General features: G+C 66.3%; 23 protein-coding genes, 1 tRNA gene, 2 rRNA genes and 3 pseudogenes (1 of these 29 cut by a window edge). 25 read left to right on the top strand and 4 right to left on the bottom strand.

Features of this window, described 5'->3' with window-relative positions:
* Positions 1-47: 47 nt before the first annotated feature.
* From VDP61_RS08745 to VDP61_RS08640, 23 genes and pseudogenes are all read left to right on the top strand, one after another.
* Entirely contained in the window at positions 48-1,025 is a 978-nt protein-coding gene (locus VDP61_RS08745) for a phage portal protein (protein WP_323006542.1), read from the top strand.
* Positions 1,026-1,046: 21 nt separating this feature from the next.
* Positions 1,047-3,086 (top strand): prohead protease/major capsid protein fusion protein, encoded by a 2,040-nt coding sequence (locus tag VDP61_RS08740; protein ID WP_323006541.1) that lies wholly within the window; start codon positions 1,047-1,049, stop codon positions 3,084-3,086.
* A 65-nt stretch (positions 3,087-3,151) separates the two neighbouring features.
* Positions 3,152-3,490, top strand: a complete 339-nt coding sequence (locus VDP61_RS08735) for a DUF2190 family protein (RefSeq protein ID WP_323006540.1) — start codon at positions 3,152-3,154, stop codon at positions 3,488-3,490.
* Positions 3,491-3,492: 2 nt separating this feature from the next.
* On the top strand, positions 3,493-3,807 hold the full coding sequence (locus VDP61_RS08730) for a head-tail joining protein (protein ID WP_323006539.1): 315 nt from the start codon (positions 3,493-3,495) through the stop codon (positions 3,805-3,807).
* Entirely contained in the window at positions 3,804-4,433 is a 630-nt protein-coding gene (locus VDP61_RS08725; RefSeq protein WP_323006538.1) for a DUF6441 family protein, read from the top strand. Before VDP61_RS08730 ends, VDP61_RS08725 begins: the two co-directional genes overlap by 4 nt.
* Complete coding sequence (locus VDP61_RS08720) at positions 4,433-4,867, top strand: acyl-CoA transferase (protein ID WP_323006537.1); 435 nt, start codon at positions 4,433-4,435, stop codon at positions 4,865-4,867. The genes VDP61_RS08725 and VDP61_RS08720 overlap by 1 nt, the downstream gene beginning before the upstream one ends.
* A gap of 21 nt (positions 4,868-4,888) precedes the next feature.
* The gene (locus VDP61_RS08715; protein ID WP_323006536.1) at positions 4,889-5,830 is read left to right on the top strand and encodes a phage tail tube protein; all 942 of its coding nucleotides are present in this window, start codon (positions 4,889-4,891) and stop codon (positions 5,828-5,830) included.
* A 2-nt stretch (positions 5,831-5,832) separates the two neighbouring features.
* Complete coding sequence (locus VDP61_RS08710) at positions 5,833-6,270, top strand: hypothetical protein (protein WP_323006535.1); 438 nt, start codon at positions 5,833-5,835, stop codon at positions 6,268-6,270.
* Positions 6,271-6,368: 98 nt separating this feature from the next.
* Positions 6,369-6,497, top strand: coding sequence for a hypothetical protein (locus tag VDP61_RS08705; protein WP_323004716.1), 129 nt, complete (start codon positions 6,369-6,371; stop codon positions 6,495-6,497).
* Positions 6,490-8,886, top strand: a complete 2,397-nt coding sequence (locus tag VDP61_RS08700) for a phage tail tape measure C-terminal domain-containing protein (protein ID WP_323006534.1) — start codon at positions 6,490-6,492, stop codon at positions 8,884-8,886. Before VDP61_RS08705 ends, VDP61_RS08700 begins: the two co-directional genes overlap by 8 nt.
* Positions 8,886-9,509: a DUF2460 domain-containing protein gene (locus VDP61_RS08695; RefSeq protein ID WP_323006533.1), complete on the top strand. Its 624-nt coding sequence runs from the start codon at positions 8,886-8,888 to the stop codon at positions 9,507-9,509. Before VDP61_RS08700 ends, VDP61_RS08695 begins: the two co-directional genes overlap by 1 nt.
* A 72-nt stretch (positions 9,510-9,581) precedes the next feature.
* On the top strand, positions 9,582-12,065 hold the full coding sequence (locus tag VDP61_RS08690) for a hypothetical protein (protein WP_323006532.1): 2,484 nt from the start codon (positions 9,582-9,584) through the stop codon (positions 12,063-12,065).
* A complete protein-coding gene (locus VDP61_RS08685; protein ID WP_323006531.1) occupies positions 12,055-12,834 on the top strand; it encodes a right-handed parallel beta-helix repeat-containing protein in 780 nt (259 codons plus the stop codon). The genes VDP61_RS08690 and VDP61_RS08685 overlap by 11 nt, the downstream gene beginning before the upstream one ends.
* Positions 12,835-12,848: 14 nt before the next feature.
* On the top strand, positions 12,849-13,733 hold the full coding sequence (locus VDP61_RS08680; protein WP_323006530.1) for a DUF2163 domain-containing protein: 885 nt from the start codon (positions 12,849-12,851) through the stop codon (positions 13,731-13,733).
* On the top strand, positions 13,730-14,215 hold the full coding sequence (locus VDP61_RS08675) for an NlpC/P60 family protein (protein ID WP_323006529.1): 486 nt from the start codon (positions 13,730-13,732) through the stop codon (positions 14,213-14,215). The genes VDP61_RS08680 and VDP61_RS08675 overlap by 4 nt, the downstream gene beginning before the upstream one ends.
* A gap of 3 nt (positions 14,216-14,218) precedes the next feature.
* Positions 14,219-18,218: pseudogene (locus tag VDP61_RS08670) on the top strand (baseplate multidomain protein megatron).
* A gap of 10 nt (positions 18,219-18,228) precedes the next feature.
* Entirely contained in the window at positions 18,229-18,972 is a 744-nt protein-coding gene (locus VDP61_RS08665; protein WP_323006528.1) for a DUF2793 domain-containing protein, read from the top strand.
* Between the two features lie 45 nt (positions 18,973-19,017).
* The gene (locus VDP61_RS08660; RefSeq protein WP_323006527.1) at positions 19,018-19,284 is read left to right on the top strand and encodes a hypothetical protein; all 267 of its coding nucleotides are present in this window, start codon (positions 19,018-19,020) and stop codon (positions 19,282-19,284) included.
* A 71-nt stretch (positions 19,285-19,355) separates the two neighbouring features.
* A pseudogene (locus tag VDP61_RS17855) lies at positions 19,356-19,466 on the top strand (glycosyl hydrolase 108 family protein); the annotation flags it as partial.
* A 106-nt stretch (positions 19,467-19,572) separates the two neighbouring features.
* On the top strand, positions 19,573-20,133 hold the full coding sequence (locus VDP61_RS08655; RefSeq protein ID WP_323006526.1) for a putative peptidoglycan-binding domain-containing protein: 561 nt from the start codon (positions 19,573-19,575) through the stop codon (positions 20,131-20,133).
* The gene (locus VDP61_RS08650; protein ID WP_323006525.1) at positions 20,130-20,558 is read left to right on the top strand and encodes a hypothetical protein; all 429 of its coding nucleotides are present in this window, start codon (positions 20,130-20,132) and stop codon (positions 20,556-20,558) included. Before VDP61_RS08655 ends, VDP61_RS08650 begins: the two co-directional genes overlap by 4 nt.
* A 2-nt stretch (positions 20,559-20,560) precedes the next feature.
* Entirely contained in the window at positions 20,561-20,743 is a 183-nt protein-coding gene (locus VDP61_RS08645; protein WP_323006524.1) for a hypothetical protein, read from the top strand.
* Positions 20,740-21,282 (top strand): hypothetical protein, encoded by a 543-nt coding sequence (locus VDP61_RS08640; protein WP_323006523.1) that lies wholly within the window; start codon positions 20,740-20,742, stop codon positions 21,280-21,282. Before VDP61_RS08645 ends, VDP61_RS08640 begins: the two co-directional genes overlap by 4 nt.
* 111 nt (positions 21,283-21,393) lie before the next feature.
* Here the strand turns inward: VDP61_RS08640 and VDP61_RS08635 are convergent, their stop codons facing one another.
* A complete protein-coding gene (locus tag VDP61_RS08635; RefSeq protein WP_323006522.1) occupies positions 21,394-21,663 on the bottom strand; it encodes a hypothetical protein in 270 nt (89 codons plus the stop codon).
* Positions 21,664-22,003: 340 nt separating this feature from the next.
* On the opposite strand from VDP61_RS08635, the pseudogene VDP61_RS17850 reads away from it, so the two are divergent.
* Positions 22,004-22,779: pseudogene (locus VDP61_RS17850) on the top strand (DNA cytosine methyltransferase).
* A 116-nt stretch (positions 22,780-22,895) separates the two neighbouring features.
* The gene (locus VDP61_RS08630) at positions 22,896-23,096 is read left to right on the top strand and encodes a hypothetical protein (RefSeq protein ID WP_323006557.1); all 201 of its coding nucleotides are present in this window, start codon (positions 22,896-22,898) and stop codon (positions 23,094-23,096) included.
* Between the two features lie 57 nt (positions 23,097-23,153).
* Here VDP61_RS08630 and VDP61_RS08625 read toward each other — a convergent pair.
* The 3 genes from VDP61_RS08625 to VDP61_RS08615 form a co-directional block, all read right to left on the bottom strand.
* A tRNA-Met gene (locus VDP61_RS08625) sits at positions 23,154-23,227 on the bottom strand.
* Positions 23,228-23,338: 111 nt separating this feature from the next.
* A 5S ribosomal RNA gene (rrf, locus tag VDP61_RS08620) occupies positions 23,339-23,453 on the bottom strand.
* Between the two features lie 215 nt (positions 23,454-23,668).
* A 23S ribosomal RNA gene (locus VDP61_RS08615) occupies positions 23,669-24,755 on the bottom strand; it runs 1,790 nt beyond the window's last position.

The raw sequence follows: 24,755 nt of genomic DNA, 5'->3' as shown, positions 1-24,755 counted from the left end.
GCTGCAGATCGAGCTGCGGGAGGCGGATCATCTCGAACTCGGCGCGCATGGACAACCGGCCGGATGGCGTCCGGATCGACCAGGGCATCGAGTACGACCGCAACGGTCGGCGTTCCGCTTACTGGCTGTTCCCGGATCACCCGGGCGGGACGGTGACAGTGTTCGGCCGGCGCTTCGAGTCGGTCCGCATCCCGGCCGACCGCGTCGCGCATCTGTTCGAGCGCCAGCGTGTGCAGTCGCGTGGCGTCCCTTGGGGCACGCCCGCCATGCGGCACATCCGCGATCTGGACGACTGGCAGCACGCCGAGCTGGTGCGCAAGAAGACCGAAGCCTGCCTCGTGGGCATCGTCTTCGGCGCCGAGGAAGCTGATCAAGGAATCGCGCCTTCGGTCGAAGACGCCGAGGGCCACCGCATCGAGCAGTTCGAGCCCGGCCTGATCGCCTATGCCCGCAACGGCAAGGACATCAAGTTCAACCAGCCGTCCTCGACAGGAGGTCTTGGCGAGTGGTTGCGCGGCCAGCAACACCTGATCTCGGCGGGCTTCCGCGTCCCCTACGCGCTGATGACTGGCGACATGAGCCAAGCGAACTTCTCGAGCACGCGCGCTGGGCTGAACGAGTTCCGCCGCATGATCGAGCAAATCCAGTGGCAGACCGTCATTCCCATGTTCTGCGAGCGAATCTGGGGCTGGTTCATCGAGTACGCCCAGGACGCGGGCCTCCTGCCGCGCGGAGTTGAAATCTTCGCCGAGTGGGGCCCGACCCGGTTCGAGAGCGTGAACCCGCTGCAGGACGCCCAGGCCGACCTGCTCGAGGTCCGCTCCGGCTTCGCCACGATCCCGCAGCAGATCGCGCGGCGCGGCTACGATCCGGAAGAGCTCCTCAAGGAAGCCGCCGACTTCAACGCGAAGATGGACGAGCTCGGGCTCGTCTACGACGCCGACCCTCGCAAGGTAACCAAGGCCGGTCTCGTGCAGACGGCCGATCCCAACGCCGCGCCCTCGCGCGAGCCCGCAACGGAGTAACCCAACATGCCGAGAGACACCTTGGACCTGCCCCTCATCGGGCGGGAAGCGATGGTGCGCGCCGACACCATCAACGAGGCCGAGCGCACCATCGACATCATCTGGACGACGGGCGCCACGGTCCAGCGCGTCCGCTGGGAAGGCTGGGACGACCGCGTCGAGTACGACGAAGAGCTGCTGGTCGACGGCAACTCGATCCGGCTCGACCGCCTGAACGACGGCGCGCCCTTCCTCGACAGCCACCAGACCTGGGGCGGCGTGGCGAATGTGCTCGGCTCGGTGGTGCCCGGCTCCGTCCGCGTCGAGAACGGGCAAGGGACCGCGAAAATCCGCCTCACCAGCGCGGAGGACGCGGCGCCCGCCATCCAGCGCATCCTCGAGCGCACCATCAACAAGGTCTCGGTGGGCTATCGCGTCCACCGCTACGAAATCACCAAGAAGGACGGCGCCCGCGAGCTGTGGCGCGCCGTCGATTGGGAACCCTTCGAGATTTCGGCGGTCGCCATGCCGGCCGATCCCGGCGCGAGCATCCGTTCGGAGCAATCCGGCCGCGAGAACCGCAACCCCTGCGTCATCATCCGGCGCGACACACCTGCCGCACAGGCGGCTTCTGGAAAGGAGGCAGTGATGCCCAAAGACAACCCCAATGCGGCCGGTGATGAAACGACGGCCGTCCGCACCGACGCGGGCCAGCAGACCCGCGCCGCCCAAGCCGCCCCGGCGCCCGCCGCCTCGCAAGCGCCGGTGATCGACGCCGAGGCGATCCGCGCCGAAGAGCGCACCCGCTCGGCCGAGATCGGCACGCTCTGCTCCCGGCACGGCCTTGACGCCGCCTTCCGCGATCAGCTGATCCGTGATGGCGTCTCGCTGGATCAGGCCCGCTCGCGGATCCTCGACAAGCTGGTCGAGACCGACCCGGCTGGCCGGACTGCCGAGCTTGCACCCGCTCAGGCCCGCAACGGCGAGCGCGACGTCCAGTACCGCGACGCGATGGCCGAGGCGCTGATGCACCGCCACAACCCGGGCCAGCACCAGCTGACCGCCAACGGGCGGGAGTTCCGCGGCCTGTCGCTGATCGAGATGGCGCGCCACGCCCTCGAGCGCGGCGGCGTCAGCACCCGCGGCATGTCGAAGATGGAACTGGCCGGTCTCGCCTTCCAGGCTCGCGCCTCGGTCGGCTACCACTCGACCAGCGACTTCCCGGCGATCCTCGCGAACGTCGCGAACAAGACGCTGCGCGCGGCCTACGACGGCACGCCCCGCACCTTCGGCGCCTGGGCGCGGCGCGCGACCATCACCGACTTCAAGCCGGTGCAGCGCACGCAGCTGGGCGGTGCGCCCGATCTCGAGAAGGTGCTTGAGTCCGGTGAGTTCCAGTACGGGACCATCGGCGAGGCCAAGGAGGTCTACGCGCTGGCCACCTATGGCCGCATCGTCTCGATCACGCGCCAGACGCTGATCAACGACGACCTGGACGCCTTCACCCGCGTCCCGGCCGCGTTCGGTGTCTCGGCCGCCGATCTGGAATCGGACATCGTCTATGCGATCCTGATGCAGAACCCGGCGATGGCCGATGGCGTGAACCTGTTCGACGCGGGCCACGGCAACCTCGGCACCGCCGCCGTGATCGGCGAGGCCTCGCTGTCGGAAGCCTACCGCAAGTTCGCGCAGCAGACCGGCATCGAGGGCCGCAAGATCAGCATCCTGCCGCAGTACATCCTCGTGCCGCCCGGTCAGCGCTCGGTCGAAGCCCGCAAGCAGGTGACCGCGACCACGCCCTCGAAAACCGCCGATGTGAACCCCTACGCGGGCCGCATGCAGGTGATCGAGGAACCCCGCCTCATCCCCGCGTCCGGTCAGGACCCGTGGTTCCTCGCCGCCGATCCGTCGCGCATCGACACGGTCGAATACGCGTACCTCGACGGTCAGGAAGGTGTCTTCACCGAGACCCGCATGGGCTTCGAGGTCGACGGCATGGAGATCAAGGCGCGGCACGACTTCGCCGCAAAAGCGATCGACTGGCGCGGCCTGTTCAAGAACGCGGGCGCTGCTCCGGCGTGAGCCTGAACTGACGCCGGGCCCACCAGCGGGCCCGGCTTTCCTTCACCTTCAGCGGGAGAGTCCCCATGAAAAACTTCGTCTCGGTGGGCGATACGCTCACCATCACTGCCGGTGCCGACATTGCGTCGGGCGCCGGTGTTCTTGTCGGCAGCCTGTTCGGTGTGGCGGCTGGCGCGATCGCCAACGGCGCGCAAGGTGTCATCAACCTGACCGGAGTCTACGACCTGCCCAAGGTTGGAAGCCAAGCGTGGACGGTCGGCGCTCTGATTTACTGGAACGGCACTGCCTGCACCAACGTCGCCAGCACCAACAAGCTGATCGGCGTGGCAGTGCAGGCGGTCGGTTCGGGCGCTGGTGAAACCACCGGCCGCGTGCGTCTGAACGGCGCTGGCGTGACGGCCTGACCATGAACGCCTTCGCCGCCGCCATCGACCTCCTGTTCGAGGACCCGAACATGGCTGTCGACGCCCTTTACCGGGCGGGCGGCGAAGGCTCCGGCACGCCTGTGCGCGTGATCCGGAAAGCACCGGACCAGCTGGCCAACTTCGGCGACAGCCGGTTCGTGACGGACACTCTGACCCTCGATCTGCGCGTCGCGGAGGTTTCGAGCCTCGCGAAAGGTGACACGATCGAGATCGCGGGCGAGCTCTTCGAGGTTCGCTCCGAGCCGATCCGCGACCGCGAGCGCCTGGTCTGGTCGACCGAGGGGCGCCCTCTATGAGGATCAAGCTCGACATCGTCGGCGATCTTGCGGAGCAGATGCGCGAGGTCACCACCGACGGCGAGCGCGCGGTGTCCCGCGCGATGGCCGCGGCTGGCACCGGGCTGAAGAACGACTGGCGCGGGCAAATTCTCGGCGCTGGGCTTGGAACGCGGCTGGCCCGCACGATCCGCTCGGCGGTGTATCCGAAGGCGATGGACTCGCTGAACGCCGCGACGATGGTCTGGACGAACGCCCCGGAGCCCATCGGGGCGTTCGAGCGGGGCGCGCTGATCCGCTCGAAGAACGGCTTCTACCTCGCGATCCCCACGCCCGCAGCCGGTGCTAAGGGCGTCGGAAACAAGCGGATCACGCCAGGCGGCTGGGAACAGCGGACCGGCTTGCGGCTGCGCTTCGTCTATCGCCGCGGCGCTCCGAGCCTGCTGGTCGCCGAGTCCCGGCTGAACACCAAGGGCCGCGCGGTCGCGTCTCGGTCAAAGACCGGTCGCGGCGTCGCGACGGTTCCGATCTTCATCCTCGTGCCGCAGGTCAACCTTCGCAAACGGCTGGACCTCGCCCGCGACGGGGAGGCTTGGGCGAACCGGGTGCCGGGCCTTATTGTCTCGAACTGGAAGGAAGGCGTCTGATGCCCAGCAAGAGCGAAGCCGTCCTGCAGGCGCTGCACAGCGCGCTCGTCGGTCGCATGCCATACGGCGCGAAGGTGCTCCGCAACGCGGTGCTGCCCGAGCGTGTCCCGGCCGCAGGCGTCATGATCCTGCGCGATGGCAATCCGGGCACGCCCGAGGCGCTCATGTCGCCGCCGCTCTACGTCTACGAGCACCGCGCCGAGATCGACGTGCTGGTCGAGGGGACAGAGGCCGCGCGCGAGGCGGCTTTTGACGCCCTGAAGCTGGCCATCCACGCGGCCATCGCCGCGGACCGCACGTTCGGTGGCCTCTGCGACTATGCCATCGGGGAAGCACCTGCCCCGATCAACTTGGCCATCGAGGGAGCCGAAGGCTTCAAGGCCGCGACCATCCCGGTCGTCCTCACTTACGGGACCGCCGATCCCCTTCTCTGAACCACGAAAGGAACACAGGACATGGCACGCGCACAGGGGGCGCGGGCGCAGATGGCGCTCGCCTTCGAATCCGTCTACGGCACGCCGCCTGCGAGCGGCTACTTCAAGATGCCCTTCGCCACCTCGACGCTTGGCGCGGAGCAACCACTGCTGGAATCCGAGCTTCTTGGCTATGGCCGGGATCCGCTCGCGCCGATCAAGGACGCGCTCACCGCCGACGGCGACGTTGTCGTCCCCATCGACGCGGTCGGCTTCGGCTACTGGCTGAAGGCCGCGTTCGGTGAGCCTACCACCACCGGCGCCGCCGCACCCTACACCCACGAGTACCGCTCGGGCGGCTGGACCCTCCCCAGCCTCGCCATCGAGATCGGCATGCCCGAGGTACCGCGCTTCGCGATGTACGCGGGCTGCGTGGTGGACCAGCTGTCGTGGCAGATGCAGCGCTCCGGCCTGCTGACCGCCTCCGTGAGCCTTGTGGCGCAGGGAGAGACCCCGGCCACGACCACGAACGCGGGCACGCCCACCGAGATCAGCCTTGTGCGCTTCGGGCACTTCAACGGCTCGATCAAGCGCGACGGCGTTGCGCTGGGCAATGTGGTCTCGACCCAGATCACCTATGCCAACAACCTCGACCGCATCGAGACGATCCGGGCCGACGGCAAGATCGACGGCGCCGATCCCTCAATGGCGGCGCTGACCGGCAGCATGGAGGTTCGCTTCGCCGACAACACTCTCATGACGCAGGCGATCGACGGCACCGACTGCGAGCTCGAATTTGCCTACACCCTCGCAAGCGGCGAGAGTCTGACCTTTACCGTGCACTCGGTCTATCTGCCGCGCCCGCGCGTGGAGATCGGTGGGCCGCAGGGCGTGCAGGCAACCTTGGATTGGCAGGCCGCGAAGGACGCTGTCGTGGGACGCATGTGCACCGTCGAACTGGTCAACGACGTGGCGGATTACTGATCATGCTGAAGCTTGACCTCACAAACGCGCCGCGCTGGCTTGATCTCGCCCCAGGTGTGCGGGTGCGACTGCTCCCGCTCACCACCGCCCTCATGGTCGCGACCCGCAACGATCCGACCATCGAGACCCTGCCCGACGAGGCGACGAACGAAGACCGGGCTCTGGTCTTCGCGAAGGCTCTGGCGCGCCGCGCCGTGCTGGAATGGGAAGGCGTCGGCGACGAGGACGGCGAGCCGCTCGACGTCTCGCCGGAAGGCGTCGGCGCCCTGCTCGATATCTGGCCGATCTTCGAAGCGTTCCAGGAGGGCTACGTCGCGAAGGCGCTGGTGCTGGAACGGGAAAAAAACGTCTCCGCGCCCTCGCCGACTGGCACTTCAGCGGGGGCGACCGGTACTGCGAAGCCTGCAAAGGCTCGTGCCCGGACTGCCCGGCGCGGCTGAACAGGCCCGAGACACTCGAGGGCGCGCAGGTCTGGGACCTCGTCGGGCGGCTCGGCGGCCAGCTGCGGGCAACGCAGCAGACAATCCTCGGGTGGGACATGGGAGCCGCGCTGGCAATGGCGCGGGCGCTGGGCGTGAGCGGCCTCGCGGCCATGGAGATGCTGCCCGAGATCGAGGCGGTGATGGTGAAGAAAGTCAACGAACGGATCGGAGAGCGGCATGAGTGAAAAGCGCGTGTTCGTGCGGCTCGCCGCCGTGGGCGGACGACAGGTAAAGGCGGAGCTGCAAGGCGTCGGAGAAGCAGGCGGCCGAGGCATGCGTCGTCTTTCCACCGAAATCGAGTCGGCCAACGCGCGCCTCGCGGCCTTCACTCGGCGCGCGCGCATCGCCGCCGCCGCCGCTGGCGCTGCTGTCGCGGCTGCTGGCGTGGCCATGATCCGCTCGGGCCTGCAGACGGTCGACGCACAGGCCAAGCTGGCTCAGTCCCTCGGCACGACGGTCGAGAGCCTGCAGGTGCTTGAGCGCGCGGGCGAGCTCGCTGGCGTGTCCATGTCCGGGATTGAGCAGGCCACCAAGGATATGACCCGGCGCCTGAGCCAAGCGGCTGCTTCCGGAGGTCCCGCGGCAGCTGCCCTCGACCGGCTGAACCTCTCCGCCGAGACCCTGATTGGCATGCCGCTCGATCAGAGGATCGCGGCCGTGTCGGCCGCCATGACGGAGTTCGTTCCCGAGGCAAAGCGCGCCGCCGTGGCCGGTCAGATTTTCGGCGAGGAAGGCTCCATCGCCATGTCGCGGATCGACACCGCGACGCTGCGCCAGGCGACGCAGGACGTGCGGGACTTTGGCATCGTCGTCTCCGAGCAGGACGCCGACCAGATCGAGCGCACGAACGATGCGATCTCGCGCCTTGGACTGATCTGGCGCGGCGTCTCGAACCAGCTGGCGGTCGCGGCCGCGCCCGCCCTTGAGGCGGTAGCGGATGCGATGGCCGTGATGGCGCGCACCACCGGGCCGCTGGGCATGGCCATTCAGGGCCTCTTCGCCAACCTTGGCCGGCTGACAACCTACGCCACCACCTTCGCGGCGTTCCTTGCCGGGCGGTGGGTGGCCGGGCTCGCGGTCGCCGCGCTCTCTGTGAAAGGCCTCGCCACCGCGCTGGTCTTCCTGCGGGGTGCGCTGATCAGGACCGGGATCGGGGCGCTGATCGTCGGCGCGGGCGAGCTCGTCTATCAGTTCACCCGCCTTGTCTCTGGCGCTGGCGGCTTTGGCAACGCCATGAGCCTGCTGAAGGACGTGGCGGTCGAGGTCTGGGACCGCGTCTCGCTGAGCGCCAGCGCCGCCTGGGCGCGCGTGGAATCCGGCTGGGCCTCCGCGCAGGCGGTGATCTACGACGGCCTGCAGGGCGCCACGGACGCGGTGGTGGGCTGGGGCAACAGCGCTGTCGGGACATTCCAGGGCGCCTTTGACGCGGTCAAGGCGATCTGGGGTGCGCTGCCGCAGGCGATCGGCGACTTCGTCTTCCAAGCGGCCAACGGGCTGATCGGCGGCGTCGAGTCGATGCTGAACGCGGTCGTCACTCGGATCAACTCCTTCATCGAGACGCTGAACAGCGCGCTGGCGCTGCTGCCGGAGTGGGCGACAGGCGAAGGCGGTGTCCGGATCGGCACGCTAAATCCTGTGGCGCTGGGCGGAATCGAGAACCCATACGAGGGCGCGGCGGCCGCCGCTGGCAACGCGGCGGGCGAGGCCTTTCGCGCCGCGATGGGACAAACGTACGTCGAGTCGCCAAACCTTTTCGGTGGCATGGCCGACGACGCACGCGGTCGGGCTTCGGGCTATTCCGAGGCGGCGGGGATGCTCTCGGACGCGGCTTCGCGCCCCATGACAGCGTGGCAGGCACTCAAGGACGCCGTGTCGGGAACCACAACCGCGCTTGAGGAAACCTCTACGACCGCAGGAGAGGTTTCTCAGTCATTTGATGACGCGGCGGCGGCAGGCGGTCGAGCTGGTGGCGCGGGCAAGAAAGCTGCCGAGGAAACGAAAACGGGATGGGATGCGGTTGTCGCCACTCTGGCTGACTACGCCAAAAAGGCCCGAGACGTCGGTGCTGACATTGGCAACGCTCTGGTGGGCGCGTTCCAAGGCGCCGAGAACGCCATCGGTGAGTTCGTGAAGACCGGCAAGCTCGACTTCCGCAGCCTGGTTACCTCACTGCTGGCCGATCTCGCAAAGCTGGCGGCGCGCAAGTTCATCCTCGGGCCCATCGCCAACGCGCTCGGCGGCGCGCTGGGCGGGCTCGGTGGCATCTTCGCGGGCGTCTTCCACTCGGGCGGCATGGTCGGCGGCTCCGCGCCCTCGCGGATGGTCCCGGCGATGGCCTTCGCCAACGCGCCGAGGATGCACGACGGCGGCTGGGCCGGTCTGAAATCAGACGAGGTTCCGGCAATCTTGCAGCGTGGCGAGCGCGTGCTCTCCCGGCGCGAGACCCGCGGCTACGGCGGCGGTGGAGTCACGGTCAACATTAACGCGCGCGACGTCGAGAGCTTCCGGCAGAGCCGCACGCAGGTCGCGGCCGATATCGCCCGCGCGGTCTCCATGGGCCGGAGGGGCATGTAATGGCGTTTCACGAGGTTCGGTTCCCGGACAACATCAGCCGGGGCGCCCGCGGCGGGCCGCAGCGCCGCACGCAGATCGTGGAGCTTGCCTCTGGCCGCGAAGAGCGCAACGCCTCCTGGTCCGCGTCGAGGCGCCGCTACGACGTCTCCTATGGCATCCGCCGCGCCGACGACCTGCACGCGGTGGTCGAGTTCTTCGAGGCTCGCCTCGGGCGGCTCTACGGCTTCCGGTTCAAGGACTGGGCCGACTACAAGAGCAGCTTGCCCTCGCGGGCTGTCTCGGACGAGGACCAGCTGCTCGGCACCGGCACCGGAGGCCAGAGCACAGTTCAGCTGCGCAAGCGCTACGGGACAGACGAGCACTATTGGTGGCGCACCATCCAGAAACCGGTCGCAGGCACGGTCCGTGTCGCGGTCGGTGGCGTCGAGCAGTTCTCGGGCTGGTCGGTCGACGCAACGACCGGCATCGTCACCTTCTCGTCGCCGCCCGCGCTGGGCGCGGCGGTGACCGCAGGCTTTGAGTTCGACGTGCCGGTGCGGTTCGACTCGGACCTGATGGACGTCACGCTTGATATCGAGCGCCTCGGATCGATCACCTCGATCCCCCTTATCGAAATTCGCTGAGCCCACACCGCTCGGCCACCAACCCGCCTGCCGCCCGCACTGGGCAGCGGGCTTCTCGCTTTTGGAGGCTCCATGACGACCGACACCCTTCGCCAGGTCTTCGGCACCCTGCGCTCGCCGAACGGATCGGCTTATCCCAACAAATCCCTGAAGTGGTTCCGGGAGCGCCGCGCGGTGGCTGTGCAGGGATCATCGGTCGTGCTCGACGAGCCTTTCATCGTGGCAACAGACGCGGGCGGTGAGATCGACATCGACGTCATGGCTGGTGCCTACCTCGTCTTGGCACCACTCTCCGACGCGGACCGGTATTTCCGGGTGGTTGTCCCGGATCAGGCTGGCCCGTTCGACATTTCAAGCCTGATCGAAGGACCCACGGTCGAGCCCGACGACCTGACGCAGTTCGAGTCACTCGTTTCCAAGGCAAAAGCATGGGCAAATGCCCCGGAAGACAGTGCGGTCGAAGGTGGCGAGTTCTCGGCCAAGCATTATGCGATCAAGTCGCAAAACGCGCTCGATATTTCCATTACGAAAGCGGCGGAGTGGGCAGAGAACGAGGAAGACGTCGAGGTCGAGGCCGGGCGATATTCCGCAAGGCATTGGGCCGCAAAGTCAGCCCAGGAGAAAACGCTGGCGCAGACGGCAGCGAGCGTTGCGACCGCTTCACGGGAAGCCATCGCCGAACTGGTCGAACTCTCATGGTCACCGCGCGAATTCCTTAAGGATGGCGGCGCGGGCGTCTATCTGATGCCGCTCGATCCGGTCGCGGGCAATGTCTGGACCGACACGGCACGCACCACGGCTGCAACGGCGGCGGGCCAGCGCGTTGCCTCCGCGCGGCTGGTCACGGAGACCGGGGCCTTCCTGTATGCGGAACAGGCGGCCTTAGGCGACCGGCCCTTTCTTTCGCGCAACCCTGCGGGCAGCATCCGCAACCGCATCAACAACAGCGCGGCGACGGGCGCGGTGGTCGGCGCTCCTGGCACGCTCCCGAGCACATGGGGCGTGACAGGTGGCACCATTACGCGCGAGATTGTGGCCACGGGGCTGACGGCAGAAGGCGAGGAATACATCGATATCCGCCTCACCGGATCACCTGGCGCTTCTGGAATCATCCAGCTGGGCGGCAACACGGACACGATCGTACTCGCAGGGGAAACCTTGTGCTGGTCGGTGAAGGTGGCGCGTATCGCAGGAGATGCCACCAACATCGATTATGCGCGGCTGCAGATGACGTGGCGCAACTCCGGTGGTTCGTTCATCTCGGGCGCGTTTGACGATACCGGGAACATTGTCGATTTCAAGAACGAAACGACGCTGGCCGTTCGGCAGATGGTGGCGACGGCTCCGGCCCTGTCCGCATTCGTTCTCCCGCAAATTCGGCTTTCCTGCACGGGTGCCATCGACATCACGCTTCGGATCAGCGCTGGGCAGGTCGAGGAGGGCATTGCGCGCAGCGGTTGGCAGCGGGTGGCCCCCGTGTCTGGGCTGGCCAACAACACCTTTGTGGACGTGTCCGAGGCCGGAAAGCCGTCCATCTGGGGCCTCTACCGCTCCAACTCGTCCGACAGTCTGCCCGTGACGCTTGCGGGCTACGGCTCGAACGCGTCTGTCCTGCGCGCGGAACTGGATTTGCAGTCGATCACTGAAGGCGTCACGGTCGGCGCTGGGGCCTATCAGGTGCTAGGCGCTGTCGGCTCGCGCATCATCGCTCTTTCGATTGTGTCTCGTGCTTTGACCGATGGCGAGGCCGAGTTGTCAGATGTCTGGCTTCTTCAGCGGCGCGGGCTGAACGCGGCCTTTGTGTTGACCCCCATTCCGAATGGGCCGGTGCGGCTCGATGATATGGGCTTCCTCCCTGAGAATGGCGACGTGCGGGACATGATTGCGACCGCGTTTTCGCTCGGTCGATCGAATACCGTCGTCATCCCCTACAACGTCGCGCCGTGGGTCAGCTTCGGGACGCTCACGCTGGCGGCAGACCAGCGCCTTGTGTTCGAGGCTGGCGCGGTGCTGGACCAGCGTCACGCTGCGGCCCCTGGGATCCTGATGTCGGGCGACCGTTCGGCGCTGATCGGGGCGAAGATCACCTCGACGATCTACCCCTACCAGACCCTCGCGGCGGTGTCCGCGACGGCGGCTGCGACGAACAGCCACCGTCGGCGCGGCATCAACGTGACGGGCGCGGATTGCGTTATCGAGGACCTGGACCTCGAGTATGCGGCGCATGGCGTCACCGGCACGGGCGCGCGCATGAAGCTTTCCATCAAGCGGGCGCAATATCTGCGCTCGTCAGAAGGATGGGCGGCGGCGGTCAACATGCGGCCTGGTTCGGATTACTCGGTGATCGAGGTCGGGCGGATCATGGATTGCGACCGCGCGATGGAGCCGGAGGACGGGGCCAGCCATATCCGTTTCATTGGCAAGCCGGGGGTGCTTGAACGCATCGAAAGCCGCTGGTTCGACTGCACAGCCACGCAGGCGGAAACCTTCACGATTTCGGCGCACAGCCACTCGGGGCCGGAAAACTACCTCCCCGACCGAGGACGTGACCTATGACAATTTCACCGTCATAGACTGTGCCTCTGTCGTGAACTTCACCAGATCGAACGGCTCCGACGCGCAGATGCCGAAGGATTGCCATGTGCGAAACCTTCGGGTGATCGGACAGTTGGTGTCGGCCCTGCCCATTGCCATCCTGATCGACGGGAACGGCTGTAGTGTCGAACTGACCGCCGAAGGGGCCTTCAACGCCAACAAGCGCGTGCTCATCAACAGGGGCGCGGGCAACAAGGTGACCATCAAAGGCGATCCGGTCTTGCAGGTGCCGTGGGTCAACGTCTCGGCCAATGCCACCGATAGCGAGGTGGTGCTCGATGTCGGGGCGCTGACGACGCAGCCGACGGTGAGCAGCGACAATCACCTGGTCGAGGTGAACGGGCCCCGCACCAAGGTCAAGGCGCGGCTGAACGGGGTCCAGAACGTCGGCTATATCCGCATCAACTCAGGCGGGCCGAACTCCGAGGTGAAGGACTGCAACATCGTCGCGCCCGCCTCCTTAGCGGCCTCTGCGATGGTCCGCATGTCCACCGACGACTGCCACATCACCGATAACACGTTCCGCGACGAAGCGGGCCTGATGCACGCCATTCGGATGATCACCGGCTGCGACCGGAATTTCGTGACGAATAATGTCATCCGGCGGGCGGCGGGGGCTGCGGTGCAGATCGACAGCGGGGCGAGCGGGAACATCGTGGTCAACAACAGCCTGAACGGGGCGACGATCACCAACTCGGGAACTGGCAGCACGGTCTCGCCGAATTATTAAAGGAGCCGATTTCGGTGAAGCAATTAACTGAAAATCTTTCAGATCATCTAAAATTCGGCGCAACAACTCTTTCGTGGTGTTGGCGCATTATCCGCGCTGATGGCGCGGTTTATGGTTTTACCGACCACGATCGCGCCCTTTCCTTCGATGGAACTAACTTTGAGCCGGAAAGCGGCCTCGTCGCGTCCGAGTTGCGCTCGGGCTCCGATCTGTCTGTCGATGCGCAGGATGCCGAGGGCGTCCTTTCCTCCGACCAAATCACCGAGACCGACATTCTCGACGGCCGATGGGACAACGCGGCGGTCGAAGTCTGGCGCGTGAACTGGCAGGACACCTCGCAGCGCGTGCTGCTGCGCCGCGGGGCAATCGGGCAGATCAGGCGCGGTCGGCTGGCGTTCGTGGCTGAGGTCCGCAGCATGGCGCACGTCCTCGGCCAGACGGTCGGGCGCACCTTTCAGGCGAGCTGCGACGCCGAGCTGGGCGACGCGCGCTGCGGGATCAACCTCGAGTCGGCTTCGTTCACGGGCACCGGCTCCGTGACGGACCTGCTTCGCGACCGGGCTTTCCTCGCCTCTGGCATCGGTGCTTTCGCGGACGGCTGGTTTTCGGGCGGCACGGTCGAGTGGACGTCGGGTTCTAACGACGGGCGCCTCGCGGAGATCATGCTGCACGAGGTGTCGAGCGGCATCGTGACCGTGACGCTGCTCGAGGCTCCAGTGCGGCCGATCGCGGCGGACGACGCTTTCGTGATCCGCGCAGGCTGCGACAAGCGCGCGGAGACCTGCCGGGCCAAGTTCGCCAACATGGTGAACTTCAGAGGCTACCCGCACATCCCAGGCCAAGACGCCATGATCCGCTACGCCACCAAGGACGGTGGGCACGAGGGCAACGTTCTATGACCACGGCAACTCGACGCAGCGCGCCGCGCCCGGCTGATCCGGACGCGGTGGTGGCGGCCGCGCGCGCATGGCTCGGCACGCCCTACCACGACCAGGCGAGCCTCAAGGGCGTGGGATGTGACTGCCTCGGGCTGGCGCGCGGCGTCTGGCGCGATGTCGTCGGCCCGGAGCCGGTGCCGGTGCCGCCCTACAGCCGCGACTGGGGCGAGAGCGGGCGTCACGAGGTGCTCTTCGAGGGCGCGGCGCGGGCGCTGATCGAGATCCCGGTCGAGAGCGCCGGGCCCGGCGACATGGTGCTGTTTCGCATGCGCCGAGGCGCGATCGCAAAGCACGTCGGGATCCTGACCGCGCCTGACCGCTTCGTGCACTCCTACGACCGCCTCGGCGTGGTCGAGGAACCCCTCACCGATGCCTGGCGGCGCCGTATCGCTTTCGCCTTCCGTTTTCCGCGTCCCAAGCGCGTCCGCAGAAAGAACCCCTGAAGCATGGCCACTCTCGTCCTTGGAGCCGTGGGCACCGCCCTCGGCGCCTCCTTCATTTCTGGCAACTTCCTCGGGCTGACCGGCGCCGCCATCGGCGGTCTCATCGGTTCCTCGATCGGCTCGGTGGTCGACAGCTGGATCGTCTCTTCGCTGCTGCCAGGACAAAGGATCGAGGGCGCGCGGCTCGACAGCCTGCGGATCACGTCCTCCACCGAGGGCGCGGTGCTGCCGAGGCTCTACGGGCGGATGCGGATGGGCGGCAACGTGATCTGGGCGACCGACTTCCGCGAGGAAACCAGGACCACCACCCAAGGCGGCGGCAAGGGCGGTGGCGGCGGAAAGGTCACCACGACCGAGTACCTCTACTTCGCCAGCTTCGCCGTCGCGATCTGCGAAGGCCCGATCAGCGGAATCGGCCGCATGTGGGCCGACGGCAAGCCGATGGACATGGAGGGCGTCATGTGGCGCTGGTACCCGGGCGACGAGGACCAGCTGCCCGACACCTTCATCGCGGCGCGGATGGGCGCGGCCGCGACGCCTGCCTATCGCGGCACCGCCTACATCGTCTTCGAAGAGCTGGCGCTCGAGAAGTTCGGCAACCGCCTGCCGCAGCTGTCCTTCGAGGTGTTCCGCCCGATCGCGGATCCCGACACAGCCGAGGGCCTAACGAAAGCGGTGACGATCATCCCGGCATCGGGCGAGTTCAGCTACGCGACGCAGATCGTCCGGAAGACGGTCGGCGGCACCACAATCTTCGGAACGACGATAGGAGGCGAAACCGTCGCCGAGAACGCGAACGCGCTGGCGAACACGGCGGACTTCGTGGTCGCGATGGATCGCCTCCAAGCGCAGGCGCCCGAGGTCGAGAGCACCTCCCTCGTCGTCGCCTGGTTCGGCGACGACCTGCGCGCTGGAAACTGCAAGGTGCGCCCGGGCGTAGAGGTGGCCAGCAAGAGCACCACGCCCGCCTGGTCGGTCAACGGGGTAGCCCGCGAGAGCGCCTACCTCGTCAGCCGCGACGGCGAGAACCGGCCGGTCTACGGCGGGACGCCAAGCGACCTCTCCGTGGTGCAGGCCATTCAGGAGCTCAAGACGCGCGGCCTGCGCGTGACCTTCTACCCGTTCATCCTGATGGACGTGCCCACCGGCAACACGCTGCCGAACCCCTACAGCGACAATGCGGCCAGCGCTGGGCAACCGGCATTCCCTTGGCGCGGGCGGATCACCTGCAGCCCAGCCGCGGGCTTCGCGGGGACGGTGGACAAGACCGCCACGGCGGCATCGCAGGTCGCGGCGCTGTTCGGATCGGCCACGCCTGCGCAGTTCTCTGTTTCTGGCACCACGGTCACCTTCACCGGCTCCGCGAGCGAGTGGAGCCTGCGGCGGATGATCCTGCACTACGCCCACCTCTGCAAAGCGGCGGGCGGCGTCGACGCCTTCATCATCGGCTCGGAGATGCGCGGGCTGACGCAGGTCCGGTCGGCGGCCGGGACCTATCCCGCCGTCCAGCAGCTGCGCGACCTCGCGGCCGCCGTGCGCTCCATCCTCGGCGCGGGCACCAAGATCAGCTACGCGTCCGACTGGTCGGAGTATTTCGGGCACCACCCGGACGACGGCAGCGGCGATCTCTACTTCCACCTCGATCCGCTGTGGGCCGACGCGAACATCGACTTCGTCGGAATCGACAACTACATGCCGCTGTCCGACTGGCGCGACGGCTTCGAGCACCTCGACGCCGAGGCTTGGCCGGTGATCTACGACCGCGGCTACCTGCAGGCGAACATCGAAGGCGGCGAAGGCTTCGACTGGTTCTATGCCAGCACCGCCGACCGAGCCGAGCAGGATCGCACCACGATCACCGACGGCGCGGTGGGCAAGCCTTGGGTGTTCCGCAATAAAGACATGCGGAGCTGGTGGACCAACCAGCATTTCAACCGGCCGGGAGGCGTAGAGAGCAGCACGCCCACCGCGTGGGTGCCGCAGTCCAAACCCTTCTGGTTCACCGAGTTCGGATGCCCGGCCGTCGACCGGGGCTCCAACCAGCCGAACGTGTTCTACGATCCAAAGTCCTCCGAGAGTTTCGTTCCCTACTTTTCGCGCGGCTGGCGCGACGACGCGATCCAGCGCGCCTACCTCGAGGCGACGCTCGACTATTGGGGCAAGCCTGCAAACAACCCGGTTTCAAGCGTCTACGGCGACCGCATGATCCGGATCCCTGAGTGCGCGGCATGGACGTGGGACGCCCGCCCCTATCCGTTCTTCCCCGAGCTGTCGGACGTCTGGACAGATGGGGCCAACTGGCGCCTCGGGCACTGGCTCACCGGGCGGCTGGGCGCGGTCTCGCTGCAGGCGCTGGTCCGAGAGCTGTGCGAGCGCGCGGGCATGCCCGAGGAGCGGATCGACGTCAGCGGGCTCTGGGGCGCGGTCGAGGGCTATGTGATCAGCGCGCTGGAATCGCCGCGCACCTCCCTGACCACGCTGGCCCGGCACTTCGGCTTCGACGCCATCGAGAGCGAGGGAGTGATCCGTTTCCTCATGCGCGGCCGTGCGCCGGTGGCGACGATCTCGCCCGACGACATGGTCGCGGCGCAGAGCGAGAACGGCGAGGTGCTCGAGCTCACCCGCGGGCAGGAGACGGAGCTGCCGCAGGCGCTGAAATGGCAGCTGGCGCGCGCAGACGAGGATTACGACTCGGCGCTGGTCGAGGCGCGCAGGATCACGGTGGAGGCGTCCCGCGTGAGCGCCGAGGCCTTTCCGATGGCGGTACCACCCGAGGAAGCCGAGCGCCGCTGCCGCCGTGCACTGATGGAGGCATGGGTGGGCCGCGAAAGCGCCTCCTTCCGCCTTCCTCCCTCGCGGCTGGCGATCGATCCGGGCGACGTCGTGCGCCTCGACCACGACCATCGGCTGATCGACCTGCGCATCGTCTCGGTGGCCGACAGCGACTCGCGCGCCATGGAAACGCTCTTTCAGGACCGCGTCGTCTACGACCTGCCGCCCGGCCAGCCGCGCGCCGCCTCGCTGGCGCGTCCCGTGGTCTTCGGCGGCACGGAGGTGGTGTTCCTCGAAGTGCCGCAGCTGAGCGAGCAGGAGACAGACCACCAGCCGCTGATAGCGGCCTTCGCGCGGCCATGGCCCGGCAATGTCGCCGTCTGGCGCAGCTACTCCGACGAGGGCTTCGAGCTGTTCCAGACCTTCGGAACCAGGGCGCGCCTCGGCACGCTCGCCGCCGACTTCGCGGCCGGGCCGACGTCGCGCTTCGACATGGCGAACGCGCTGGTGGTCGATCTGCGGAGCGGAACGCTCGAGAGCGTGACGGACCTCGCACTGTTCGGCGGCGCGAACGCTCTGGCTGTGGAGAGTGCGCCGGGCGTCTGGGAGATCGTGCAGGGCAGCAGCGCCGAGCTGGTAGCGACAGGCCGGTACCGGCTGACGCGGCTCCTGCGTGGGGCAGCGCGGGACCGAGCAGGCGGTCGCGGCCAACGTCTCTGCCGGGGCGCGCGTCGTGGTTCTGGACGAGGCGCTGGCGCGCATGCCGGTGGCCCAGGCAGACCTCGGCCTGCCTTGGAACTGGCGCATCGGCCCGGCCTCGCTGCCCTTCACGGACGACAGCTACGTCGCCGCGGCCTTCACGCCAGCGGGCGTCGGCCTTCGCCCGTTCTCGGTCGGCCACGTCGAGCAGCCTTGGCTGCGCGGCCGCACGCCGGGCAATCTGACCATCCGCTGGACGCGGCGCGACCGGTCCCTCGTGAGCGACAGCTGGGCAGCGGTCGAGGTGCCTATGTCCGAGTCGAGCGAGGCCTATGAGGTCGACATCCTCGACGTGGCCACGGTGAAGCGGACGCTCTCCGCCACAACCACCAGCGTGGTCTACACCTCCGCCCAGCAGACGGCGGATTGGGGATCCACGCTCGGGCCCGGCGACACCCTCGACGTCCGCATCGCTCAGCTGTCCTCGCTCCTCGGGCGCGGCGCCGCCCGGACGGTAACCCTGAACTTCTGAAGGACACCCCATGGCCGACACCACCACGAACCTGCTGCTGCCATTCATCCTGGCGGCGCAGGCCCAGAAGCACGTCACCCACAACGAGTCCCTGCGGCTGCTCGACGGGCTCATTCAGCTGTCCGTGCTCGACCGCAACCTCGCGACGCCTCCCGGATCGCCGGCCGAGGGCGCGCGCTACATCGTGGCCACCGGCGCGACCGGTGCCTGGTCGGGCTGGGCCGGGGACATTGCGCTCTGGTCCGACGGCGCATGGGTGCGCCTGCCAGCCCGCACCGGGTGGGTGGTCTGGGTGCAGGATGAATCGCGGGTGGTGGTGCGGATCGGCTCGGTCTGGACGCCGCTGGATGAGGCGATGGGCCTCCTTGCCCAGGCAGGCAGCGTCGACGTGGCGCTGGGTGCGCTGGGCGGCACGACCGGCATGGCTGTCCTCGAGCAGACGCTGTCCGGGCTCTCCGGTGCCTCGGTGACCTCCACGATCGAGATCCCGGACCGCGCCATCGTGCTCGGCGTCTCGACCCGCACGGTGACGACGATCACCGGAGCGACCTCCTACGACTGCGGGATTTCAGGCGAGACCACCAAGTTCGGCGGCTCGCTCGGTGTCGCCGCGGGAAGCACGAACGTGGGCGTCATCGGTCCGCAGGCATTCTACGCCGACACGCCCATCGTGCTCACCGCCCAGGGCGGCAATTTCACGGGCGGCTCGGTCCGCATCGCCATCCATTACCTAACGCTGGGAGTGCCGAACTGATGCGCGGGGAATTCAAAAATAACACGCAAGCAGAAGGGGCAGGCCATGATGCCGAATTGGGAAACGATACAGGCGGTCTGGCCGCTGCTCTTGGGGCTCGCTGGTCTCTGGGCGAGAATTGAAGTGGCGCTCTCGAAAGCCTCCGCGCAAAGCAAGCAGAACGAGCGCGAGATCGCCAAGCTCGAGGTGAAGGTGCAGGCGCAGGCCGCGTCCGCCGCGCAGCAAGCCGTCCAGCTGGGGCGCATCGAGGAAAGCCTGCTCGGGATAGGCAGGACCCTCGAGCGTCTTGATCGGAAGTTTCCCGACCGCTGAACCGCACACCCTCTGAAACCCGACCCGACCCGCCGAGAGGCGGGTTTTTTCATGCCTGGAAGGAGCCCGCGATGGCCCGAGAGAACTTCGCCGCCTGCATGGCGGAAATCTTCGCCCACGAGGGCGGCTACGTCGATCACCCGAAAGACCCGGGCGGCGCCACGAACATGGGCATCACCATCGGGACGCTGCGCGACTGGCGCGGCGGTCCGGTGACCAAGGACGACGTTCCGCAGCCTGACCAAGCGCGAAGCCGAAACCATCTACCGCGCCCGCTACTGGAACCCAGTGCGCGGCGACGATCTGCGCGCAGGTGTCGATCTCGTTGCCCTCGATCCCGCGGTGAACAGCGGCGTCAGGCGCGGCGTGCAATGGCTGCAGCGCGCGGTGGGCGTAGCGGCCGACGGCAAGATGGGGCCGGTGACGCTGAAGGCCGCGAACGACGCCACGCCCGTCGATGCGATCAAGCGCGCCTGCGCCACTCGCATGGGCTTCCTGCGCGGCCTGCGCACTTGGGACACCTTCGGTCGCGGCTGGTCGCGCCGGGTGGCGCGCGTGGAGGCCGTGGCGGTCCGCATGGCGGTCGAGGCCAGCACGCTGCCCGCTCGCCCGACGCTGATCGCGGAAAAGGCCGAGGCCAAGGCCAAGGCGCGCCGCGAGGGCACGAACGCCGGTGGCGTGGCGGTGGGCGGTGGCGCGGGCACCACGCTCGCGAACCTGCCCGACTGGACGATTCTCGTGGTGGTCGCGGTCGTGGTCTTGGCGGTGATCAACCTGCTCGGCCGCCGACGGCATGAGCAGGAGCGGGCAGCGGCGTTCCAAGCGGTCGCGGAGGAGGCACGGGCATGAAGCTGAAGGGATATCGGACGCTGATCCTCAACACCATCGCGGGCGCGCATGCCGCGCTCGAGCTGGCGCTGCCGCATGTGGTCGATGTGCTCGGGATGCCCGAGCTTCGCGGGATCCTGCCGCAGGGCTGGCTTCCCGATTACGCGCTGGCGCTGGCGCTTCTGAACATCTGGCTGCGGACGATCACCACCACGCCGGTCGGGAGGAGGGAAACCGTGAGCTGGTTCGTCGGCCGCCGACGGGCGGCATCATCCAGCAGTTCACAACGCCCCTGCTCGAGGCGCACCGGCTCCGGCTGGCCGCGCAGAACGACAGCGAGCGCCTGGCGGCCGAGAAGCAGATCGCCAGCCTCGAGGCGGCGCGGGATATCGCGCTGGCCGAGCAGTCGGATCGGTGGAGCGCCACGCGAATCGGACGGCTTCTGATCGTGGTGCCATTCGGCCTCTGGTGGACCGCAGTCTTCGCCGTCTCCATCCTGAACCCGCTCTTCGGCTGGACGCTGACCATCGACGACATACCCTCCCGCTTCTGGGATATCGCGACCATCCTGATCCCGGCCGTGATCCTCGGCGACGCTGGGGCGCTGGTCGCGCGGCGCTGGGCGCGATGACGGTTGAGCCGGTGGTCGAGGCGTCAGAGGACGGGCAGAGCTTTACGATCACCAAGAGCGCGTGGGCGGGCACATATCCGATCGATGCCCTGCCGCGTGAGCTGAAGTTCTATCGGCAGCGCGAGCAGGAAGAACGGCGCCTACGCCCAGCACTACGGGCCGACGGTGCGCGCCTTAGAGGAATTCGCGCGGCGAAGGGCATAACGCAAAACAAACAGTGCGGAATCCAGAATAACGCAATTCGCCAATTTAGGCCCCTCGGCTCCGGCCGGGGGCCTTTTTCCATTTCTGGCGACGGAATATTCACGCGGCTATTCGCGCACGGCACTTCTCATGGCTACACGCTGGCGATCTTCAGAGGTAACGTGCCGCCACCCAATTCAACAGGAGTGCCTATGTCCCGCGCCGCCCTTTTCCTTTGCCTGCCCTTTGTCGCGTCCTTTGCTTTGCCCGCGCTGGGCGAACAGCCGTCCCTGCAGGAAGCCGCCCTGAACGCCGCTGTGGCGGCGAAGTGCCGCGCGCAGCTGGGCGACGAGTAGCTGTTCGACGCGGCCTTCGGCACGCTGCAGGACGCCGCCAACGGGACCGCAGGCGGTCCCTCGGAGGAGCAAATCGGCGAGTACCGGCAGCAGCTGCTCACCTCGACGCCATCAGAGCCGGAGCCCATGATCGCAGAGATGTGCGGCGCGCTCCGCGCCTTTGTCCTGCCTGAGTGAAAAGACGTCAGTCGCAGGTCTCGCCCGCGTGAAATTCCGCGAGCCGCTCGGGCCCCATCTGGCGCGCCAGCGCGGCGATCTCGTCAAAGAAAACTCCTTGGGCATTCCGTTCAAGGTCGAGCCAATCGCGAAGGCGAGCGTCTCCATGTGCAGCGCGTTCAGTTCGGGTGCGCGCTTGGCAAGTGCCTGCTGGTAGATGGTCATTGCGATGTCTCCGTCTCTGGTGTGTCGCGTTCTGTAATCACCTTCGCTCCGCCGCCGCTTGTAGTGCAGAGAATTCCGAGCAGTTTCATTGCTTTATGAGCGCGGCGCGGCTGGCCAAGTAACCACGCCTCTCCGCGCCTCGGAGCCGCTGCGCCAGCTGACGCACGCTGCGGGGCACGAAGATGCCGCTTCGATATTTGAGCGTCTGCAGCGGCATCGAGGCCGCCAGCGTCGCGTGGGAGCCGCTTGGGCCGGCGCCCTGTCGCATTCAGCGAGATCGACGCGTTCCCGCTCGGCGGTCCTTGCCCATCACTACCCGAGCGTCCCGAACTGGGGCGACATGACGCGTTTCAAGGAATGGCCGGATGCAGCTGTCGATCTTCTCGTTGGTGGAACCCCCTGCCAGTCCTTCAGCGTCGCCGGGCTTCGAAAAGGATTGGACGATCCGCGCGGCAACCTGGCCCTCGTCTATCTGGGCTGGTTGACCGCTACCGGCCCAAGTGGGTGGTTTGGGAGAACGTCCCCGGCGTCCTGTCATCGAGCAAAGGACGGGACTTTGGAGCCTTCCTTGGGGGCCTGGGCGAACTCGGGTATGGGTGGGCCTACCCAGCGCTGGACGCTCAGTACATCCGAACACGCCGCTTTTCCGGAGCCGTTCCCCAGCGGCGACGTCGTGTGTTCGTTGTCGGATATCTTGGAGACGGGCGACCTCCCGCAGCGGTACTTTTTGAGCCCGAAAGCCTGCGCGGGAATCCTCCGCCGCGCAGGGAATTGGGGCAAGGACTTACCCACGATGTTGCTGGGAGCCTTGTCAGCAGTGGTCGCGGAGTTGAGCGATGCGGGGAAACCCGAGGGCAAGACCCTGTCGTCGGACTGATCCGGCAGGGCTTCGGCGGCGGCAACACTTCCGGGCCCATCGACGTCGCGGCCTGCCTAACCGCCAAGGGCCAGCGGATCGACTTTGAGGTCGAAACCATGGTCGCGCAAGCTATCGCATTCGACTGCAAGGGCAGCGAGGCGCAGGTCGACGTCAGCGGCGCGACGCCGACGCTGGCCGGCGATGGGGCATTCGGGATCCCACGCGAACGCCGGTGGCCAACTGGCTGTCGCGTTTGACGCCCAGGCTGGCGGAAACACCGGTCTTGCCATCGGCGAGGAGGTCGCGGGCACTCTGCACGGCGGCGGATCGAATGGCGGGCGTGCGGCCGTGGCGACGCGCTGGGCGGTGACGGCTGACGCCGCTCGAGTGCGAGCGCCTGCAGGGCTTCCGCGACGGTTACACGGACGTGCCCTACCGGAAGCGGAACTGGACACCCGACGGACCGCGCTACAAGGCGCTGGGCAACAGCATGGCGGTGAACGCCATGGAGTGGCTTGGCCAGCGGATCGAGTACGTACGGCCCCCCCCGGAAAGCAAGGGAGGAAATCTTTGAGTTTTTTTTGGAGCCAAACAAGAAGGCCCCGGCGAAGCGCGCGGGGCCTTCTCGTAAATGCGGGAGTAGGATTTGAACCTACGACCTTCAGGTTATGAGCCTGACGAGCTACCGGGCTGCTCCATCCCGCGGCGATTGTTTTTTTTATTGCGTTTTGTTGCAATATATTTTTGTTTTTTTTCCCGCTGTTTTTATTTCATTGGGATTTTGTTTCGTTTTGAGAGGTTTTCGTTTCTTTCTAGGTTTGGCGGTGACCTACTCTCCCACGTCTTAAGACGCAGTACCATTGGCGCGACGGCACTTAACGGCCGAGTTCGGGATGGGATCGGGTGTTTTGCTCGCGCTATGACCACCAAACCGAGGAAGAAACGTATCCCTGATGGTTTCAGGGATTACAACATCAGTGGTTTTGCATTGCTTTGCATTACCATTGTTCCATGTTTTTACACTGCCGTCACATTTTGTGACGTAGTGGTGTCTGCTTTTGACTTTGTTTCCGAAGCAGGGGTTTTGGCATTTGCCTGCTGACAATTCTTTTTAGGGATTGCCGCTAAACCTTGCTGTTTCTGGATCAAATCAAGCCTATCGAGCAATTAGTACCAGTCAGCTGAATGCATTGCTGCACTTACACCTCTGGCCTATCGACGTGGTGGTCTTCCACGGCTCTCAAGGGAGATCTTGTTTTGAAGGGGGCTTCTCGCTTAGATGCCTTCAGCGATTATCCTGTCCGTTCATAGCTACCCAGCACTACCATTGGCATGATAACTGGTCCACCAGTGGAACGTTCACCCCGGTCCTCTCGTACTAGGGGCAACTCTTCTCAAATCTCCTACACCCACGGCAGATAGGGACCGAACTGTCTCACGACGTTCTAAACCCAGCTCACGTACCTCTTTAAACGGCGAACAGCCGTACCCTTGGGACCTGCTCCAGCCCCAGGATGAGATGAGCCGACATCGAGGTGCCAAACGATGCCGTCGATATGGACTCTTGGGCATCATCAGCCTGTTATCCCCAGCGTACCTTTTATCCGTTGAGCGATGGCCCTTCCACTCGGGACCACCGGATCACTATGGCCGACTTTCGTCTCTGCTCGACTTGTCAGTCTTGCAGTCAGGCTGGCTTCTGCCATTGCACTCAACGAGCGATTTCCGACCGCTCTGAGCCAACCTTCGCGCGCCTCCGTTACACTTTAGGAGGCGACCGCCCCAGTCAAACTACCCACCACGCAGGGTCCCGGATCCAGATAATGGACCGCGGTTAGACATCAAGAGTAAGAAGGGTGGTATCTCAAGGGAGGCTCCACGAGGACTGGCGTCCCCGGTTCGATGCCTACCACCTATCCTGCACATCTCAATCCTGATGCCAGTGCGAAGCTATAGTAAAGGTGCATGGGGTCTTTCCGTCTAACCGCGGGAAGTGTGCATCTTGACACACAGTTCAATTTCGCTGAGTCCACATTTGAGACAGCGGGGAGATCGTTACGCCATTCGTGCAGGTCGGAACTTACCCGACAAGGAATTTCGCTACCTTAGGACCGTTATAGTTACGGCCGCCGTTTACTGGGGCTTCAATTCAAGGCTTGCACCTCTCCTTTTAACCTTCCAGCACCGGGCAGGCGTCAGACCCTATACGTCGTCTTACGACTTCGCAGAGCCC

It is taken from the genome of Pseudorhodobacter sp. (assembly GCF_034675685.1).
Lineage (GTDB): Bacteria > Pseudomonadota > Alphaproteobacteria > Rhodobacterales > Rhodobacteraceae > Pseudorhodobacter.
The sequence above is the reverse complement of the archived record's forward strand: the minus strand, read 5'-3'. Positions and strand labels throughout refer to the sequence as shown.

Excerpts from the sequence above, each read along its gene's own strand:
- VDP61_RS08745 (WP_323006542.1), top strand. The coding sequence starts at position 48 with ATGGACAACCGGCCGGATGGCGTCCGGATCGACCAGGGCATCGAGTAC.
- VDP61_RS08735 (WP_323006540.1), top strand. The coding sequence starts at position 3,152 with ATGAAAAACTTCGTCTCGGTGGGCGATACGCTCACCATCACTGCCGGT.
- VDP61_RS08730 (WP_323006539.1), top strand. The coding sequence starts at position 3,493 with ATGAACGCCTTCGCCGCCGCCATCGACCTCCTGTTCGAGGACCCGAAC.
- VDP61_RS08725 (WP_323006538.1), top strand. The coding sequence starts at position 3,804 with ATGAGGATCAAGCTCGACATCGTCGGCGATCTTGCGGAGCAGATGCGC.
- VDP61_RS08720 (WP_323006537.1), top strand. The coding sequence starts at position 4,433 with ATGCCCAGCAAGAGCGAAGCCGTCCTGCAGGCGCTGCACAGCGCGCTC.
- VDP61_RS08715 (WP_323006536.1), top strand. The coding sequence starts at position 4,889 with ATGGCACGCGCACAGGGGGCGCGGGCGCAGATGGCGCTCGCCTTCGAA.
- VDP61_RS08710 (WP_323006535.1), top strand. The coding sequence starts at position 5,833 with ATGCTGAAGCTTGACCTCACAAACGCGCCGCGCTGGCTTGATCTCGCC.
- VDP61_RS08705 (WP_323004716.1), top strand. The coding sequence starts at position 6,369 with ATGGGAGCCGCGCTGGCAATGGCGCGGGCGCTGGGCGTGAGCGGCCTC.
- VDP61_RS08700 (WP_323006534.1), top strand. The coding sequence starts at position 6,490 with ATGAGTGAAAAGCGCGTGTTCGTGCGGCTCGCCGCCGTGGGCGGACGA.
- VDP61_RS08695 (WP_323006533.1), top strand. The coding sequence starts at position 8,886 with ATGGCGTTTCACGAGGTTCGGTTCCCGGACAACATCAGCCGGGGCGCC.
- VDP61_RS08690 (WP_323006532.1), top strand. The coding sequence starts at position 9,582 with ATGACGACCGACACCCTTCGCCAGGTCTTCGGCACCCTGCGCTCGCCG.
- VDP61_RS08675 (WP_323006529.1), top strand. The coding sequence starts at position 13,730 with ATGACCACGGCAACTCGACGCAGCGCGCCGCGCCCGGCTGATCCGGAC.
- VDP61_RS08665 (WP_323006528.1), top strand. The coding sequence starts at position 18,229 with ATGGCCGACACCACCACGAACCTGCTGCTGCCATTCATCCTGGCGGCG.
- VDP61_RS08660 (WP_323006527.1), top strand. The coding sequence starts at position 19,018 with ATGATGCCGAATTGGGAAACGATACAGGCGGTCTGGCCGCTGCTCTTG.
- VDP61_RS08650 (WP_323006525.1), top strand. The coding sequence starts at position 20,130 with ATGAAGCTGAAGGGATATCGGACGCTGATCCTCAACACCATCGCGGGC.
- VDP61_RS08640 (WP_323006523.1), top strand. The coding sequence starts at position 20,740 with ATGACGGTTGAGCCGGTGGTCGAGGCGTCAGAGGACGGGCAGAGCTTT.
- VDP61_RS08635 (WP_323006522.1), bottom strand. The coding sequence starts at position 21,663 with ATGACCATCTACCAGCAGGCACTTGCCAAGCGCGCACCCGAACTGAAC.